18 protein-coding genes are annotated in these 15,881 nt (G+C 65.4%); 8 read left to right on the top strand and 10 right to left on the bottom strand.

From position 1 onward, the window contains the following. Positions 1–133 precede the first annotated feature (133 nt). Entirely contained in the window at positions 134–736 is a 603-nt protein-coding gene (gene folE / locus VSX77_RS02275; protein ID WP_338426054.1) for a GTP cyclohydrolase I FolE, read from the top strand. Positions 737–811: 75 nt separating this feature from the next. Here folE and VSX77_RS02270 read toward each other — a convergent pair whose 3' ends face one another. From VSX77_RS02270 to VSX77_RS02260, 3 genes are read right to left on the bottom strand one after another with little or no spacing between them, the layout of a single operon-like run. Next, positions 812–2,215, bottom strand: coding sequence for an SPOR domain-containing protein (locus tag VSX77_RS02270; protein ID WP_338426053.1), 1,404 nt, complete (start codon positions 2,213–2,215; stop codon positions 812–814). 22 nt (positions 2,216–2,237) lie between these two features. Beyond that, positions 2,238–2,900 (bottom strand): hypothetical protein, encoded by a 663-nt coding sequence (locus tag VSX77_RS02265; RefSeq protein WP_338426052.1) that lies wholly within the window; start codon positions 2,898–2,900, stop codon positions 2,238–2,240. A gap of 17 nt (positions 2,901–2,917) precedes the next feature. Beyond that, positions 2,918–3,640 (bottom strand): ParA family protein, encoded by a 723-nt coding sequence (locus VSX77_RS02260; protein WP_338426051.1) that lies wholly within the window; start codon positions 3,638–3,640, stop codon positions 2,918–2,920. 258 nt (positions 3,641–3,898) lie between these two features. Here VSX77_RS02260 and VSX77_RS02255 point away from each other — a divergent pair, with 258 nt between their 5' ends. After that, positions 3,899–5,071, top strand: coding sequence for an SPOR domain-containing protein (locus tag VSX77_RS02255; protein WP_338426050.1), 1,173 nt, complete (start codon positions 3,899–3,901; stop codon positions 5,069–5,071). Positions 5,072–5,113: 42 nt separating this feature from the next. Here the strand turns inward: VSX77_RS02255 and bla are convergent, their stop codons facing one another. After that, positions 5,114–5,983 (bottom strand): subclass B3 metallo-beta-lactamase, encoded by an 870-nt coding sequence (bla, locus tag VSX77_RS02250; protein ID WP_338426049.1) that lies wholly within the window; start codon positions 5,981–5,983, stop codon positions 5,114–5,116. A 95-nt stretch (positions 5,984–6,078) separates the two neighbouring features. Here bla and VSX77_RS02245 point away from each other — a divergent pair, with 95 nt between their 5' ends. Continuing rightward, a complete protein-coding gene (locus VSX77_RS02245; protein WP_338426048.1) occupies positions 6,079–6,954 on the top strand; it encodes a LysR family transcriptional regulator in 876 nt (291 codons plus the stop codon). Positions 6,955–7,559: 605 nt separating this feature from the next. On the opposite strand, the gene rplI is transcribed toward VSX77_RS02245, so the two are convergent. From rplI to VSX77_RS02225, 4 genes are all read right to left on the bottom strand, one after another. Beyond that, positions 7,560–8,189, bottom strand: a complete 630-nt coding sequence (gene rplI, locus VSX77_RS02240) for a 50S ribosomal protein L9 (protein ID WP_338426047.1) — start codon at positions 8,187–8,189, stop codon at positions 7,560–7,562. A 13-nt stretch (positions 8,190–8,202) separates the two neighbouring features. Continuing rightward, a complete protein-coding gene (rpsR, locus tag VSX77_RS02235) occupies positions 8,203–8,427 on the bottom strand; it encodes a 30S ribosomal protein S18 (RefSeq protein WP_003040094.1) in 225 nt (74 codons plus the stop codon). 11 nt (positions 8,428–8,438) lie between these two features. Further along, the gene (gene rpsF / locus VSX77_RS02230; RefSeq protein ID WP_338426046.1) at positions 8,439–8,807 is read right to left on the bottom strand and encodes a 30S ribosomal protein S6; all 369 of its coding nucleotides are present in this window, start codon (positions 8,805–8,807) and stop codon (positions 8,439–8,441) included. A gap of 158 nt (positions 8,808–8,965) precedes the next feature. Continuing rightward, positions 8,966–10,354 (bottom strand): Mur ligase family protein, encoded by a 1,389-nt coding sequence (locus VSX77_RS02225; protein WP_338426045.1) that lies wholly within the window; start codon positions 10,352–10,354, stop codon positions 8,966–8,968. A gap of 153 nt (positions 10,355–10,507) precedes the next feature. On the opposite strand from VSX77_RS02225, the gene VSX77_RS02220 reads away from it, so the two are divergent. The 5 genes from VSX77_RS02220 to VSX77_RS02200 all read left to right on the top strand — a co-directional run bounded on the left by VSX77_RS02220 (position 10,508) and on the right by VSX77_RS02200 (position 14,818). Further along, positions 10,508–11,335 (top strand): LD-carboxypeptidase, encoded by an 828-nt coding sequence (locus VSX77_RS02220; RefSeq protein WP_338426044.1) that lies wholly within the window; start codon positions 10,508–10,510, stop codon positions 11,333–11,335. 105 nt (positions 11,336–11,440) lie between these two features. Beyond that, positions 11,441–12,379, top strand: a complete 939-nt coding sequence (gene fabD / locus VSX77_RS02215) for an ACP S-malonyltransferase (protein WP_338426043.1) — start codon at positions 11,441–11,443, stop codon at positions 12,377–12,379. Between the two features lie 61 nt (positions 12,380–12,440). Beyond that, on the top strand, positions 12,441–12,857 hold the full coding sequence (locus VSX77_RS02210; protein WP_338426042.1) for a GxxExxY protein: 417 nt from the start codon (positions 12,441–12,443) through the stop codon (positions 12,855–12,857). Between the two features lie 16 nt (positions 12,858–12,873). Continuing rightward, positions 12,874–13,617, top strand: coding sequence for a 3-oxoacyl-[acyl-carrier-protein] reductase (fabG, locus tag VSX77_RS02205; RefSeq protein ID WP_338426041.1), 744 nt, complete (start codon positions 12,874–12,876; stop codon positions 13,615–13,617). 157 nt (positions 13,618–13,774) lie between these two features. Further along, the gene (locus tag VSX77_RS02200; RefSeq protein ID WP_338426040.1) at positions 13,775–14,818 is read left to right on the top strand and encodes an alpha/beta fold hydrolase; all 1,044 of its coding nucleotides are present in this window, start codon (positions 13,775–13,777) and stop codon (positions 14,816–14,818) included. Here the strand turns inward: VSX77_RS02200 and VSX77_RS02195 are convergent. Together VSX77_RS02195 and VSX77_RS02190 are read right to left on the bottom strand one after the other, a co-directional pair. After that, positions 14,772–15,524: an alpha/beta fold hydrolase gene (locus tag VSX77_RS02195; RefSeq protein ID WP_338426039.1), complete on the bottom strand. Its 753-nt coding sequence runs from the start codon at positions 15,522–15,524 to the stop codon at positions 14,772–14,774. The two genes, VSX77_RS02200 and VSX77_RS02195, sit on opposite strands and share 47 nt — an antisense overlap. Before the next feature lie 37 nt (positions 15,525–15,561). Next, positions 15,562–15,804: a hypothetical protein gene (locus VSX77_RS02190; protein WP_338426038.1), complete on the bottom strand. Its 243-nt coding sequence runs from the start codon at positions 15,802–15,804 to the stop codon at positions 15,562–15,564. Positions 15,805–15,881: the final 77 nt, after the last annotated feature.

Here is a 15,881-nt window from a genome sequence, read left to right as displayed (position 1 = left end):
TGAAATCCATAAAAAGCTAAGATTCCGCAACGTCAACTTGCCCGCGGGCCATAAAATCTTGGCGCGCAGGCCTTGCTTATCGGCCCGGTCGCGCCGAAATGTGCGACATGATGGCAACAGTGAAAGCGGGGCAATGAGCAATTTGGGACAGGAGTTGGGGCCAGACGGCAAGGTGGTCGTTCCGCAGCATGTTGCGGACGCGGTTCGCACGCTGATCGAATGGGCCGGCGACGATCCTGCGCGCGAAGGGCTGCGCGACACGCCGCGCCGCGTTGCGCGCGCGTGGAGGGAATATTGCTCGGGCTATGGCGAGGATCCCTCGGTCCACCTGTCGCGCACCTTCGAAGAGGTCGGCGGCTATGACGAGGTCGTGCTGCTGCGCGACATTCCGTTCCAGTCGCATTGTGAACATCATATGGCACCGATCACGGGGAAGGCGTCGATCGCCTATCTGCCCAAGGATCGCGTCGTCGGCATTTCCAAGCTCGCGCGCGTACTCAACGGCTATGCGCGGCGGCTGCAGGTGCAGGAGCGGCTGACCGCCGAGGTCGCGCAGTGCATTTGGGACAATTTGCAGCCGCACGGCGTCGCGGTCGTGATCGATGCGCAGCATGGCTGCATGACCGGCCGCGGCGTCCGTACCCCTGGCGTCGGCATGGTGACGAGCCGCCTGCTCGGCTGTTTCCTCGAGGATCAGCGCAGCCGCAAGGAAGTGCTGGGCCTGATGGGCTATTGATCCTTCGCTGGCCCGAACAACAGAGAGGCGCGGCCTCGCGGCCACGCCCCTCCCCCCTTAGCCGGGAAACCGATTTTAGCGCGAGGCGAGCCGCATCGGGCTGGCATTGGCGGCCCACTGGATGTTTTCGCTGCCGCCCATTGCGCGGATGAAACAGGTCTGGCCCTGTGCCTTGAGCTGATTGCAAAGGCTGGAGGCATCGGCGCGCGAGGCGAGGCCGTTGACTGTCAGGCGGTAGAAGGTGCGGCCGTTGACGGCGGCGGCATGGCTGGACGCAGGGAAACGACCGAGAACGCCATTACGCTTCTTGAGCGTGCCCCATTTTTCCTTGGCAATGGCCAGGCTGTCATAGGCGCCGAGTTGCACGGCCCAGCCGTTGGGCTTTTTGGCGTCGAAACCCATCGCTTTGGGCACCATGACGGTCGCGAGTTCGAGCGCCTGTTGCTGTGCGGGGCGGATATGGCCTTCACCCGCGGTGCGCGGCGCGCGGCGATACGAATTGGCATCAGCGAGGATGATTTCGGCGGCGGCCGCAGGCTGCGGCAGTTCGGTGACCGGCACGACGCCATCGGCGGTGCGTTCGGGCATCGGCAGTTCGACGCTGCGAATCGTGCTTCCGGCGCCGGCAAGTGCGGGCGGCGGCGGTGCATAATCAGCGACCGGCGCCGGATCTGCACTGGCGAGCTGGACCGGCGTTTCGCTCGCGGGTTCGGCAACGGCCATTTGGGTATCGGCGAAATTGCTGAGTGCAAGGCGCACGGGCATCCCGGCGTCGGGCTGCGCGCTGGTGCCGATCAGGCTGGCGACGCGCACTTGCGCGTTTGGCTGCTCGGCAAGCTTCGACCATTCAGCCATCCGCCCTTCGAGCTTGGCGAGCGAGAGATCCTGCGACGCGACGATGCGCGCCTGGGCCCAGCGGCCCGAAAGGGCTAGCGCAAGAGCCAGGTTCTGGCGCGTCCGCGCGTCAGCGCCTTCGGCGCGCGCGGCTTCGCCGAGCACATAGAGCGAGCCTTCGCTATCACCGGCGAGCGCAAGGGCGAGGCCGAGGTCGGACGCCGGCACAGCGTCGCGGTGGCGGGTGAGCAGCGCGACGGCTTCGCCGTTGCGGTCCTGTGCAATTTCGGCGAGCGCGAGCGAGAGGATCGTGTTGCTGTCCCGCGCGCCGAGTTCCATCGCTTCGGTCAGCGCAGTAGCAGCTGAAGCGAAGCGGCCGTCGCCCAGATAGGCCTGACCCAGCAGGGTGCGATAGCCTGCGTCGCGCGGGCTTCCCGCGACCGCTGCTTCGGCAAGGCCGACAGCCTTGCCGGCCTTGCCGGATTCGAGTGCGACGCGCGCCTTGTCGGCCGATTTGGCGGCAACCGCGGGCGTACCGGCGGCACGCGACGGCGCATCGGCCATCGCGCCCATGCCGCTGCACCCTGTCGCCACGCCGAGCACGAAGCCCGAAACAGCGAGGTTCATCAGCATCTTGCGGTTCATGGTCGGGATCCCCTTCAGATCGTCAGCGCTGGCCGCGCACCGGGCGTGCCGCGGGCAGGCGGCTCGCCATCGCGTCGATTTCGGGCAGCGAGGCGAGATATTCGTCGAGCAGGTCGGTCAGGATAACCTGCGACGACCGGTTCGTGACGGCACTGGCGAGGCGCAGGCGAAGGTGGCGCTCGGCATCGAGGCGCAGGGTAAAGGCCGCCTTCTCGCGAGCACGCAGCGCACGCGGGGCCTTTTCCTTCTTCGGCGCCGGTTCGGGACGCGCCTCGACCTTGCGCGCCACCGCGGCGACGCGTTCGATTAGCGATTCCTGCTGACGCACGACTTCGGGCACCTCCGGTTGGTGGTCCGCAAGGGGCTCTGCGCCATGATCGACATCGAGCGATCCGGCGATGAGTTCGTGGCCTTCGCTCGCGTCGACCGCATGTTCGGCTTCGACATTGTGCGCAAGCACCGAACCGGTCAGCAGCGGCTTCAGGTCGAGCATCCGCGCGGGTTCGCCCGACTGGTCGGGATCGACGTCATAGCCCATGTCGTTCCAGCCAAGGTCATCATAACCCATGCTGTTCATCGGCGCGGGGCCGCTGCCGAGCGGCTGGCGGCGCATCGCGGGACGCGCGCCGCCCTTGCGAGCCAGGAGGCCGGCGCTCAGCGATGCGAGGGGTTTCGGTTCGCCCATGGTTCCCGTTCCTTCCGTCACTGACCAGCGACGCGGCGGCCGAAGCCACCACCCATCGGGCGGACCGCGCCATAATTGCCCTGCGTCGGCAATGGCGCTGCGAAGACAGTCCGGCGGAAATTCTTTTCGAGGCGATCGTTCATATAGGTCCACAACTGGCGGATCTCGTCGGCCGAGCGGCCGTTGGGATCGACCTCCATCACCGTGCGGCCGTCGATCATCGACGCGGCATAGTCGGTGCGGTGGTGCAGCGTGACGGGGGCGACGGTGCCGTGCTGCGACAGTGCAACCGCGGCTTCGCTGGTGATCTTGGCCTTAGGCGTCGCGGCGTTGACGACGAACACCAGCGGTTTGCCCGCGCGTTCGCAAAGATCGACGGTGGCGCCGACGGCGCGCAGGTCGTGCGGGCTGGGGCGCGTCGGCACGACGATCAGTTCTGCTACCGAGATGACGCTCTGGATTGCCATGGTGATCGCGGGCGGGGTGTCGATGACCGCGAGCTTGAAACCCTGCTGGCGCAGGATTTCAAGATCGGAAGCGAGCCGCGCGACGGTGGTCTGCGCAAAGGCGGGAAGGTCGGTTTCGCGTTCGTTCCACCAGTCGGCGAGCGAACCCTGCGGATCGATGTCGATGAGCACGACGGGACCGGCGCCGGCAAGCTGCGCCTGCACCGCGAGGTGTCCCGAAAGCGTCGTCTTGCCCGACCCGCCCTTCTGTGAAGCCAATGCCAATACGCGCACTGCGTTACCCCCTCGGAAATCCAATAATCGGCGAAGGGATGCCATGCGGGGCGCTAAAATTGAGTTAACGATGACAAAAAGAGGGTGAACGAGGGGTTCGCAATCGTGGTAAAGAAGGCTCTAAGCTGGACTTATCCCAATATGGTCCGACTTCGTCGCGCTGCCATTTACCGCTAACGCCGTGTTAGCCATTTTGCGCTATGACGATGCTCGTGGACTTAGGTCGCCCGAATGCGACGCAAGTCATTGGAGAATAAGATGCGTTTATTCCGCTCCGCCGCCTTGCTTGCCTTGCCGCTGCTCGCGCTGTCGACATTTGCGGTTCCCGCGCGCGCCGACGTCAAGGCGGGGGTCGATGCGTGGCAGGCGGGCAATTATCCGGCGGCCGTGGCCGAATGGCGCCCGCTGGCGATTGCGGGCGACGCCGATGCGCAGTTCAACTTGGGGCAGGCGTACAAGCTCGGCCGCGGCGTCCCCGCCGATCTGGCGCAGGCCGAGGCTTGGTATCGCCGTGCCGCGAAGCAGGGGCATTTGCAGGCGGAGGATAATCTCGGCCTCGTGCTGTTCACCGCGAACCGGCGCGAAGAAGCGATGCCCCATATCGTCAAGTCGGCGGCGCGGGGCGAGCCGCGCGCGCAATATGTCCTCGGCACCGCGCATTTCAACGGCGACTTGGCAGAGCGCGACTGGTCGCGCGCCTATGCGCTGACCAAGCGCGCGAGTGACGCCGGGCTTTCGGTCGCCTCGGCGCGGCTTGTCCAGCTCGACAGTCTGATCCCGCTCGACCAGCGGCAGCGTGGTCTTGCAATGATCCCCGACATGGAGCGCAGCGAACAACGTGAGCGGCTGGCCGCGGTCAGCGCGGGGGCACCGTCCGCACCGGAACCTGCGCGATCCTCGCCGATCAAGGCCGCGAGCCTGCCCGCTTCGGCGCCAGGTACCAGCTATTCGGCGCCGCCGGTCATTCCTGCGCCGAAACCAACGCCCGCCCTCGCAGCCGACAAGCCTGCCACGACGTCCTGGCCTGTAGCTACAGCGGCCGCAGCCGCTGCCGCCGAAGCGACCGCTGCGGCAGTAGCCGCGACGCGGCAGCCGGGCACGACCTATACGCCGCCGCCCGAAAACAAAGTGCCGACGTCCGCCACGCCCGTTCCGGGCAAGGCCGTTCCCGCACCGGCCGCCGTCCAAAATGCAATCGCAAGCCCTTGGCGCGCGCAGCTCGGTGCTTTCGGGGTCGAAGCCAATGCTCGCGGCCTGTGGGCCGCGCTCGCCAAGAAGAACCCTGCTGTCGCGGGGCGCCAGCGGCATCTGGTCAAGAGCGGCAAGCTTACCCGCCTGCAGGCCGGTGGTTTTGCTAACAAGAGCGAGGCCGAGAGCTTCTGCACGTCGCTCCGCAAGGATGGTCAGGCCTGCTTGGTGGTCGACAAATAGGCCGTCTTTGCGGCGCTGCTCCTGAAAGGAAAACCTGGCCCGCTATTTCGGCGATTCGGCGCGCTCCCGGGCCAGCCGCCTTGCCAGCGTTTGACGCGAACGATCCGCATAGGCACGGCAGGCGCGGGGTTTGGCGCTATAGCGCCCGTCGCCCGCATTGTCGGGATGCGCCGAGATTAATATGTCGCACGCGAGTGCGTCCATCCTGCGATAGCTTTGCTCGAATCCCTTGACGATCGGCGCGCTTGCGCTCGCCGTGTAGCGATAATCGTCGGCCGACACGGGATTGAGGCTCGATGCAAAGACGACCGCCTTGCAGTTGCCGCCCTCGCACGCCTGCCAGGTCCAGCTCATGCTGCCCATCGTGTGCCCCGGCGTCGCGACCGCGGTGATCGCGGTCTTGCCCAGCCACAGCACTTCGCCGTCCTGCATCGTGCGGACGTTCGCCACCGCAGGCCAGCTGCCGCCATAGGCGAGCTGCGGGTCGTCGGCGGCGTGGCGGCCGGTGCGCAGCCCCTCGGCACCGCGCTCGCTTGCGACCACCGTCGCGCCGGTGTCGCGCGCAAGTGCGGCGATGCCGCCGGCATGATCGAAATGCGGTTCGGTGCTCAGAATAAATTTGATGTCTTTGGGGTCGAAACCGAGCTTGCGGACATTGGCGAGGATCGCGGGTGCGGCTTGCGGCAGCGCGCCGTCGACCAGCACCAGTCCTTCGCCGGTATCGATCAGCGCGACGCTAAGCCCCGCAAAGCCGACGAGATAGGTGTTGTCGGCGATTTTCGTCGGTTCCGCGGGGGCGAGCCATGCCGCCGTTCGGGACGTGACGATCGGTTGCGTCAGCGGATCGATCGCCGGGGCGGGGGCGCCGACTGCGCTCGCGAGCCAGGCCAATATTCCGATTGTTTCGATCATTCTATTCTCCCTTCGCAACCGAAAATGCCAAGCGTGCGTGCGGGCGGCAAAGCATGATTTCTCGACAAAGACATGAGAATATTTGATGGTACGGCATGGACCGCGCCCAGCTTCCCCTCAACGCCCTCCGCGCCTTCGAGGCCGCAGCACGCCACCTGAACTTCACGCGCGCGGGGCTTGAACTGTGCGTGAGCCAAGGGGCGGTGAGCCATCAGGTCGCCGAACTCGAAAAGCGTCTCGGCACGCGCCTGTTCCATCGGCTGCCGCGCGGGCTGGCCTTGACCGACGAAGGTCATGCGCTCGTACCCGTGGTGTCGGAGGCGTTCGACCGCGTTGCGGCGACGCTTGACCAATATGCCGACGGACGGTTTCGCGAAGCGTTGAAGGTCGGGGTGGTCGGCACCTTTGCGACCGGTTGGCTGTTGCCGCGGCTCGACCGTTTCGCCCGCGCGCATCCGTCGATCGACCTGCGCATCGCGACGAACAACAATCGCGTCGATCTGGCAGGCGAGGCGATCGATTATGCGATCCGTTTTGGTGATGGCGCCTGGCACGGCACCCATGCCGAGCCATTGCTCGCCGCACCATTGGCACCGATCTGTGCCCCCGTGATCGCCGCGCGCCTCCGCGAACCGGCCGATCTGGTGTCCGAGCGCCTGCTGCGGTCGTATCGTGCCGACGAGTGGGCGGCCTGGTTCGGTGCCGCGGGTGTGCCCGTCCCGGTCCTTCGCGGCCCGATGTTCGACAGCTCGGCGCTGATGGCCAGCGCGGCGGCGGCAGGGCAGGGGGTCGCGCTCGCGCCGCCATCGATGTTCGCGCGCGAACTCGCGGCCGAGCTGCTCGTCCAGCCGTTCGAGATGGCGATCGATGCCGGCCGTTACTGGCTCACCCGCCTGATGTCGCGGCCCGAAAACGATGCGATGCAGAGCTTTCGCGCGTGGCTGCTCGCCGAAGGCGCGCGCGACGCGTGACTTCGTGAGAATAGGATGGAGTGTGGCGATTACCGCCTGATTCTTCCAAAGGTCAAGAAAGGTCAGCCTTGCGCGCGTTCCATTTGTAGCGCCCCGTTCCGGTGGGTCGGGAAGCGGCTGTGTTGTTTACATGTGAAAGAGCTGGGGGTGACGCTGACACAGCCGACGCATGTAGGACAGCGGTTTTTTGGTGTCCGGTATGGGGTGGTGAGCGGGCGTTTCAATTGACCGTCGCCCCCGCGAAGGCGGGGGCCGCCGTCGGCCTTTCCCCGCGTCGCTGCGTAAACCGACAGCGGCCCCCGCCTTCGCGGGGGGCGACGGCAGTTTCGGTCGTCTCCAAGCTTTGCCAGTTACGATCCTCCCTGTGGCGAAGCCATGGGGAGGTGGCAGCGCCAAGCGCTGACGGAGGGGCTTTGGCGCTACCGTCGCGGCCCCTCCACCACGCCCTGCGGGCGCGGTCCCCCTCCCCACCGCTTCGCGGCAGGGGGGATTTTATGGCCAAAATCAGTCGCTTCCAGACCTTCCCGACGAGCGCTCCGCACAGAAAAAGGGCCGCGCTTCCATCGGAAACGCGGCCCTTTTCAAAAGGCTCAGGCAGAAGAAGCTCAGGCTTCTTCGGCTTCGTCCGTAGCCGTGTCTTCGTCGGCAGCGCGTTCCGAAGGCGGTGTGGCGTCTTCGAACTCGTCTTCGCTGTCGGGCTCGAGCGCCGCAGCGGCGGCTTCGGCCTGTTCTTCTTCGAACATCGCGGCGATGACGTCGATGCCCTGCTTCTGCATTTCGGCTTCGTCGGGCGAACGCGCGACGTTGACGGCGACGGTCACGATGACTTCGGGGTGCAGCTTGACCTTGACGTCGACGAGACCGAGCGACTTGATCGGGCGTTCAAGCTCGACCATCGACTTGGTCACGCCCTGGACGCCGTCTTCGGCAAGCGCGTCGACGATGTCGCGGACCGCGACCGAACCATAAAGCTGTCCGGTGTTGGACGCCTGGCGGATCAGGACGATCTGCTTGCCGTCGATGTCCTTGGCGCGGCCTTCGGCGTCGGTGCGACGTTCGGCGTTGTCGGCCTCGATCTTCGAGCGGTTGGCTTCGAACAGCTTGCGGTTGGCGTCGTTCGCACGAAGCGCCTTGTTGTTCGGGAGCAGATAGTTGCGCGCAAAGCCATTCTTGACGGTAACGACGTCGCCGATGCCGCCCAGTTTCTCGATACGTTCGAGCAGGATGATTTCCATGACGCTGCCCTCCTTACTTCACAATGTAGGGGAGCAGGCCGATGTGGCGGGCGCGCTTGATCGCCTTGGCCAGCTCGCGCTGCTTCTTGGTGGACACCGCGGTGATCCGCGACGGGACGATCTTGCCGCGCTCCGACAGGTAACCCTGGAGCAGGCGGACGTCCTTGTAATCGATGACCGGTGCGTCCTTCGCGCTGAAGGGGCAGGTCTTGCGGCGGCGGAAAAAGGGTCGTGCCATATTGCTGTTCCTTATTCTTCGCCGTCGCGGTCACGGCCGCGGCCACGGCCGCCGCGTTCCTGCTTGCGCATCATCACCGACGGACCCTTTTCGAGTTCATCGACTTTGATGGTCATCCAGCGAATGATGTCTTCGTTGATCGCAGCCTGACGCTCGATCTCGGCGATGGCTTCGCCCGACACTTCGGCCGACAGCATCACATAATGACCCTTGCGGTTCTTCTGGATCTTGTAGGCGAGCTGCTTCAGGCCCCAGGTCTCGGTCTTGTGGACCGTGCCCTTATATTCGCCGATGACGTTGGTGACGGTTTCCGCCAGCGCGTCGACCTGAGCCTGGCTCAGATCCTGACGCGCGATAAAAACATGCTCGTAAAACGGCATGATGCGCTTCCTTCGATTTGGCCGATCGCTGGTTTCGCGCCAATCGCAAAACCCCTCCGGCTGTCGTCCGGCCTTGCGTATTCGTGCAAAGCAAACGGGGCGATGGCAACGTGGCCTCGCCCCGAATGAGCGCGCCTATACAGATTCGCCCGAAAGAATCAAGCGTGGCGGTCGAGCTTTTCCAAGAGTTCTCGCCCGAATTCGGTGAGGGTGTCGTCGCGCGCGCCGAGGATCAGGATGCGGTCACCCGGCTTCGCTTCGTCGAGGATCGCCGCGCCGCATTTCGCGCGTGTCGTCAGATGGACGGCGTCGGCGCCGCCTGCAACGATACCCGCAACCAGCGCCTCGCTGCCGATGCTGCGGTCGACGGTGCCGCCGAAATAAACGGGATCGCAGACATAAAGCTTATCGCCGTGGCGCATTCCCGCCGCGAAGCTTGCCGCCAGTTCCTGGCCCATCTGGCGCAGGGGGCCATAGCCGTGCGGCTGGAAGAACAGCAGCGCGCGGCCGGGCAGTTCGGCGACGGCGGCCAGCGTCGCGGCGACTTTATCGGGGTTGTGCGCGAAGTCGTCGATGGCGGTGACTCCGCCGACCTGCCCAAGCACCTCGTAGCGCCGCGCGAGGCCGGCAAAATCGGCGAGTGCCGCGACCGAGGCGGCGACGGGAATGTCGAGCGCGTGCGCTGCGGCGATGGCGGCGAGGGCGTTGGCGGCATTATGGCGGCCGGGCATCTTCAAGCGCACATCATGGCTGTCGGCGGCGGCATGGACCGTGAAGCGGCAGCCGTCGGGCAGCGGCTGAAAATTGCTGCCGCGGATCGCGGCATCGTCACCAAAACCGAAGCGCAGGCCATTCGCGCCCGCAAGCAGCGGCGTAGATTCGGGGTCGTCGGCATTGACGACCGCGATGCGCGCCTTTGCGGCGAAATCGCCGAACAGACGGTGCAGTTCGTCGAGGCTTTTGTGGTCGAGGCTGATGTTGGTAACCACCGCGACATCGGGGTCGTAGAGCGCGATCGACCCGTCGCTTTCATCGACTTCGCTGACATAGATGGCGTCGCCGCCGACCAGCGCGCTGGCGAAGGGCGTGTCACGCGACGCAAAATTGCGCATCACCGCGCCGTTCATCACGGTGGGCTTGCGGCCCGCGCGGTCGAGTATCCAGCCGATCATCCCGGTGACGGTCGACTTGCCGCTGGTGCCGCCGACGCCGACGCCCTTGTCCGCGGCGTTGAACAGCGCGGCGTTGAGGTCGGCGCGCGTCATCCGGGGAAGGCCGAGCGCATTGGCGGCGGCGACGTCGGGCACACTGTCCTCCACCGCCGCCGAGGCGACGAGCGTCTGACCCGCGGCGACGCCGCTGCCGTCCTGCGGGAAGAGAGCGATGTCGCGGCTTTCGATCCAGCCGAACTTGTCCGGCGACCGGCCCTGATCGCGGCTGCGGTCCGACCCCGAAACCTTGGCGCCGCGCGCCGCGACGATCATCGCCAGCGGCAACATGCCCGACCCGCCGATGCCGCAGAAGAAATAGGATTTGTTTTCGGCCATGGCGCGGCGTTATGGCTTTGGTGGAGGGTTTGCAACCAGAGCGGCGTGCCCTTTCCCGTTCGCATCGAGCGAAGTCGAGATGCCCCTCGGCTTGGCGTTTGCCTTCGGGGTGTCTCGACTTCGCTCGACACGAACGGAAATAAAGGCCGGTTCATGCGCATTGGCATCGTCGCCCCCTCGACCCCCATTTTGCCCGACGATGCCGAGGCGGTGCGCGCGATTGCCAGCCTCGGTTATCCGGAGGTCGAACTGGTGTTCGATCCGCAATGTTTCGCCACTCACGGCCATTTTGCGGGCGAGGACGGGCACCGCTTTGCCGCGCTGGTGGAGATGGCGAACCGTGCCGACATCGATGCGGTATGGTTCGCGCGGGGTGGCTATGGCGCATGCCGCATCGCCGAGGAGGCGGTTGCGGCGATGACCGACGCGGCGCGGGGCAAGGCGTTCCTCGGTTACTCGGACCAAGGCAATCTGCTGGCGGCGCTCTATCGCGACGGGTTCGACCATGTCGCGCATGGGCCGATGGTCGCCGACATTCGCCGCGAGGATGGCGAAGCGGCGGTGCTGCGCGCGCTCGACTGGCTCGTGGCGCGCGATCCCGCGGCGTGCGAGCCTGGGCTGGAGCATGGGGCGCGCCACGCGGCATTCAACCTGATGACGCTTTCGATGCTGCTTGGCACCCCGCTCGAGCCCGATCTGACGGGACATGTCCTGCTGGTCGAGGAGGTGAGCGAATATCTCTATGCCTTCGACCGCGCGCTGTTTCATGTGACGAGCTATCTGGCTCCGCGGGGGCTTGCCGGGCTGCGGCTGGGGCGGGTCAGCGACATTCCCGACAACGACCGGCCGTTCGGCATGGAGGCCGAGGAAATTGCGCAAGGCTGGTGCGCGCGCGCCGGCATCCCTTGGCTGGGCCGCGCCGACATTGGCCATGATGCGGCGAACAGGGTCGTCCCCTTCGGCTTGCATCGCGCGGGGTGAAGGAATAGGCGCGAGGCCTTTCCGTCATCCCAGCGAAAGCTGGGATCGCTGGAGTAAAAATGCAACCGATCCCAGCTTTCGCTGGGATGACGAGTAGGAATTTTCATGCGCGCATTCATTTTTCCGGGTCAGGGCAGCCAGTCGGTTGGCATGGGCAAGGCGCTTGCAGACGCGTCACCTGCGGCGCGTGAAGTGTTTCAGGAGGTCGACGACGCGCTGGGGCAGAAGCTGTTCCAGTTGATGACCGAAGGCCCCGAGGATCAGCTGACCCTCACCGAAAACGCGCAGCCCGCGATCATGGCGAATGCGATCGCGACCTTGCGCGTGCTCGAAAAGGAAGGCGGGGTGACGCTGTCGGCCAAGGCCGCTTATGTCGCGGGGCACAGCCTTGGCGAATATAGCGCGCTCTGTGCCGCGGGGGCGTTCGACCTCGCAACGACGGCGCGGCTTTTGAAGACACGCGGACAGGCGATGCAGGCGGCGGTGCCCGTCGGGGTCGGCGCGATGGCGGCGCTGCTCGGTGCAGACATCGATACCGCGCAGAAGCTGGCCGATGCGGCGGCCGAGGGCGAGGTCTGCACCGTCGCGAACGACAATGATCCGTCGCAGGTTGTGATTTCGGGCCACAAGGGCGCGGTGGAACGCGCGGTGGCGCTGGTCAAGGATTATGGGATCAAGCGCGGCGTGCTGCTGCCCGTCTCGGCGCCCTTCCATTGCCCGCTGATGCAGCCCGCCGCCGACGCGATGGCCGAGGCGCTGGGCGTGAATGCACCCGCGGCGCCGCTAGTGCCTGTTGTGGCCAATGTCACCGCCAGCCCGGTCAGCGACGCCGACACGATCCGCGATGTGCTGGTCCAGCAAGTCACAGGCCGCGTTCGCTGGCGCGAGAGCGTCGGGGCGATGGAAGGCATCGGGGTGACGCAGTTCGTCGAATTCGGCGGCAAAGTGTTGTCGCCGATGGTAAAACGTAGCGCGTTGGGCGAGGTCGAAACGGCGAGCGTCATTTCGATGGACGACATCGAAGCACTGCTGAAAACCTTCTGAAGAATAGACGCGGGGCGCAGGGGCAGCGACGAAGAAGTTCACGCGGAGACGCGGAGGGATTGTGCGGGACATAGATGTCATAAGCGGCGATGTGCTTGATTTGTCCCTCCGCTTGCACCGCGATTTGGGACCGGGCCTGCTGGAAAGCGTATACGAGACCGTGCTTGCCGGAAAACTGGTTGCGCTCGGATATCGGGTCGATCGGCAAATGCCGATCGATATATGTTTCGAAGGGTCTCGCTTCGACGCGGCCTTTCGTATCGATTTGCTCGTCGATAACCGTTTGCTGGTGGAGATCAAATCGGTCGAACAGCTGAACCCGGCACATGGCAAACAGCTGTTGACCTATCTTCGCTTGACCGGCCAATCCGTCGGACTGCTCATCAATTTCGGCGGAGCGACGCTCAAGGAGGGCGTCCGTCGCATTGTTAACGATCATAAACCCTCCGCGTCTCCGCGTCTCCGCGTGAACCGGTAATTTCAGGAGCATAAGAATGTTCGATCTCACCGGCATGACGGCGCTTGTTACGGGCGCTTCGGGCGGCATCGGTTCGGCGATTGCGCAGGCGCTTAGCGCGCAGGGGGCGCGGCTGGCGGTGTCGGGCTCCAATGCCGACAAGCTCAATGCCTTCTGCGATACGCTGGGCGGCGATCATGTCGCCTTGCCGTGCAATCTCGGCGATGCGGCGGCGGTCGATGCGCTCGTTCCGGCGGCGGTTGAAGCGTTGGGAGGCAAGCTCGACATTCTTGTCAACAATGCCGGCGTGACGCGCGACAATTTGATCATGCGGATGAAGGATGAGGAGTGGATGGATGTCATCCGCATCAATCTGGAGGCGAATTTCCGCCTGTGCCGCGCCGCTGCAAAGCCGATGATGAAGGCGCGCTTCGGGCGGATCATCTCGATAACCAGCGTCGTCGGTGCCACCGGCAACCCGGGGCAGGCGAATTACGCCGCGTCGAAGGCGGGCGTGACCGGCATGACCAAGGCGCTGGCGCAAGAACTGGCGAGCCGCGGCGTGACCGCCAATTGCGTCGCGCCGGGCTTTATCGCCACGGCGATGACCGACGACCTGCCCGATGCCCAAAAAGAAGCGCTGAACCAGCGTATCCCTGCGGGCCGGATGGGTGAGGGCAGCGACATCGCCGCCGCGGTCGTCTATCTTGCCTCGAAGGAAGCGGGCTATGTCACCGGACAGACATTGCATGTAAACGGTGGGATGGCCATGCTGTCCTGATTGGGTCGGTCGATCGCGCTCGCCGCTGTCTCGTCTTATCGGCAACGGCTGGTTCGGCGGCTTCATGCCTGAAACCTTTCGCCGATCGATCCATCCATAGCGCGCATTGACGCCGGGCGCCTGCGCGCTAGGTTGGCTTGGCCTTGAGGGGGGCGCGATGATAGCCGACGACGATCTGGATTTCGATCCGCCGCCACCGCCGCGGCGACCCTTTTTCCGGCGCAAGCGCGTCCTGATTACGCTTGCCGTGCTGGCGGCGCTCGTTGTCGGCTTCTTGCTGCTTCTGACGCCCGACACCAATCGCGCGGCGATGATCGCCAAATATGGCGGGCCGGACGCCGCCTTCGCCGCTGGACCGGCGGGGCAGCGTATTCACTATCGCGATCAGGGGCGCCGCGACGGTCCCGCGATCGTGCTGCTCCACGGATCGAACGCCAGCCTGCATACGTGGGAGCCGCTGGTTGAAAGGCTCGGCGCCGATTACCGGATCGTCACACTCGACCTGCCGGGGCACGGGCTGACCGGCGCGATCCCCAGCCGCGACTATAGCGCGTCGGCGATGATCGAGGCGGTCGATGTCGTCGCGGCAAAGCTGGGGCTTGACCATTTTGTCCTTGGCGGCAACTCGATGGGCGGCTGGGTCGCGTGGCGCTATGCGCTCGAACGTCCGGCGCGCGTCGATGGGTTGCTGTTGATCGACGCCGCCGGGATGCCGATCCGCAGGGGCGAGAAATCGCCCGAATCAAACGTTGGCTTTCGCCTGCTCCAATATCCGTTCGGACGCTGGCTCATGATGCGCATCACGCCGCGAATGCTTGTCGAACAGTCGCTGCGCGGTTCGGTGGAGAAGCAGGAGGTCGTCGATGAGGCGATGATCGACCGCTATTGGGAATTGCTGCGTTTCCCCGGCAATCGCGAGGCGACGGTGTTGCGCACGCGGACCAGCCGCGAACCCGAAACGGCGGCGCGGCTGGGGGAGATTAGGGCGCCGACGCTGATCCTGTTCGGCGACCGGGACCGGATCATCAACCCGAGCGCGGCCAAGACCTTCAACGAACGCATTTCGGGGTCAGAGGTCGTATTGTTTCCCGGCATCGGTCATTTGCCGATGGAGGAGGCGCCCGATCAGGTCGCCGCGGCGATCACCGATTTCCTCAAGCGACGGCTTGCAGTGCGGGCGGCTGATCCAGAAACGCGGTGATCCGCGACGCAATCGCCGCGGCGTGGGTGAAGGGGAACAGGTGCGAGCCCGGCACCACTTCCAGCACCGCGCCGTCGATCAGGTCGGCGATCACCTGGCCGTGGCAGGCGGGCACGACGCCGTCGCGCTCGCCCATCAGCACCAGCACCGGCACATCCTTCAGCCGCGGCAGCATTGGCGCGCTCGTCCATCCCGCCATCGCCATCGACTGATAGGCGAGGCCGAGCGGGGTCGCCGTGGGCAGCTTGAGCCCGCTGGCCAGCATGTCGTCGTCGAGCAACGCGGCCCAGCCGATCCCCGGCGCGCCGACGCTGGGCGTCGTCGCCATCAACACCAGCCGGCGGACGCGCCCCGGAAACTGGATCGCGACCTGCTGCGCCAGCGCGCCGCCCCAGCTGAATCCGGCGACGTCGAGCGTGTTGTGGCCCAGTCGCTTGGCAATCTCCATCACCACTGCCGCCATCGTCGGCGCGGCATAGGGCAGCATCGCGTCAGGCGATCCGCCGACACCCGGCATGTCGAGCGTCCACACTTCGCGCCCGTGAATCTGCGCGAGCAGCGGCGCGGCAGCGGCGATGTCGGCACCGATGCCGTTCAGAAATACCAGCGGCGTCGCCGGCGCCCCCTCGCGCCAGCGCGCGATGCGCAGCGTCAGGCCATAGACATGCTGGGTGCTGATGACCGGGCGGCCGCTGATCCTGCTCATGCAATGTGTCTTGGCATAAGTCGGCGACGCAGGAAAGTCAGGCGCGGTCCTCCGCTACGGCAGCCGCCGCCTGTTCGTAGCGCAGGCAATCGAAAATCTTGGCGCCCGCGAGGAAAACCGAGCCGGTGCAGGCGAGCAACAGCAGCTTGCCGCCAACCCCGGGATATTCGTGGATGTAGGCGGAACCCCGCGCCATTGCCCCGACGGCGAGCGCATAAATGATGAGACACGCCTCGAGCCGGGTCTTGATGATGAACAGGCGACCGATTTTCTTCAACATCATCAATGTCAAAGCAAACGCCGTGCCAGTGGCGCGAATGCGGGATTTTCGGTGTCGGGCATATGGTAAATTGTAAA

Origin of the sequence: Sphingopyxis sp. TUF1 (genome assembly GCF_036687315.1) — a bacterium.
GTDB classification, from domain to species: Bacteria; Pseudomonadota; Alphaproteobacteria; order Sphingomonadales; family Sphingomonadaceae; genus Sphingopyxis; species Sphingopyxis kveilinensis.
This window is presented reverse-complemented; position numbering and strand designations above follow the sequence as displayed.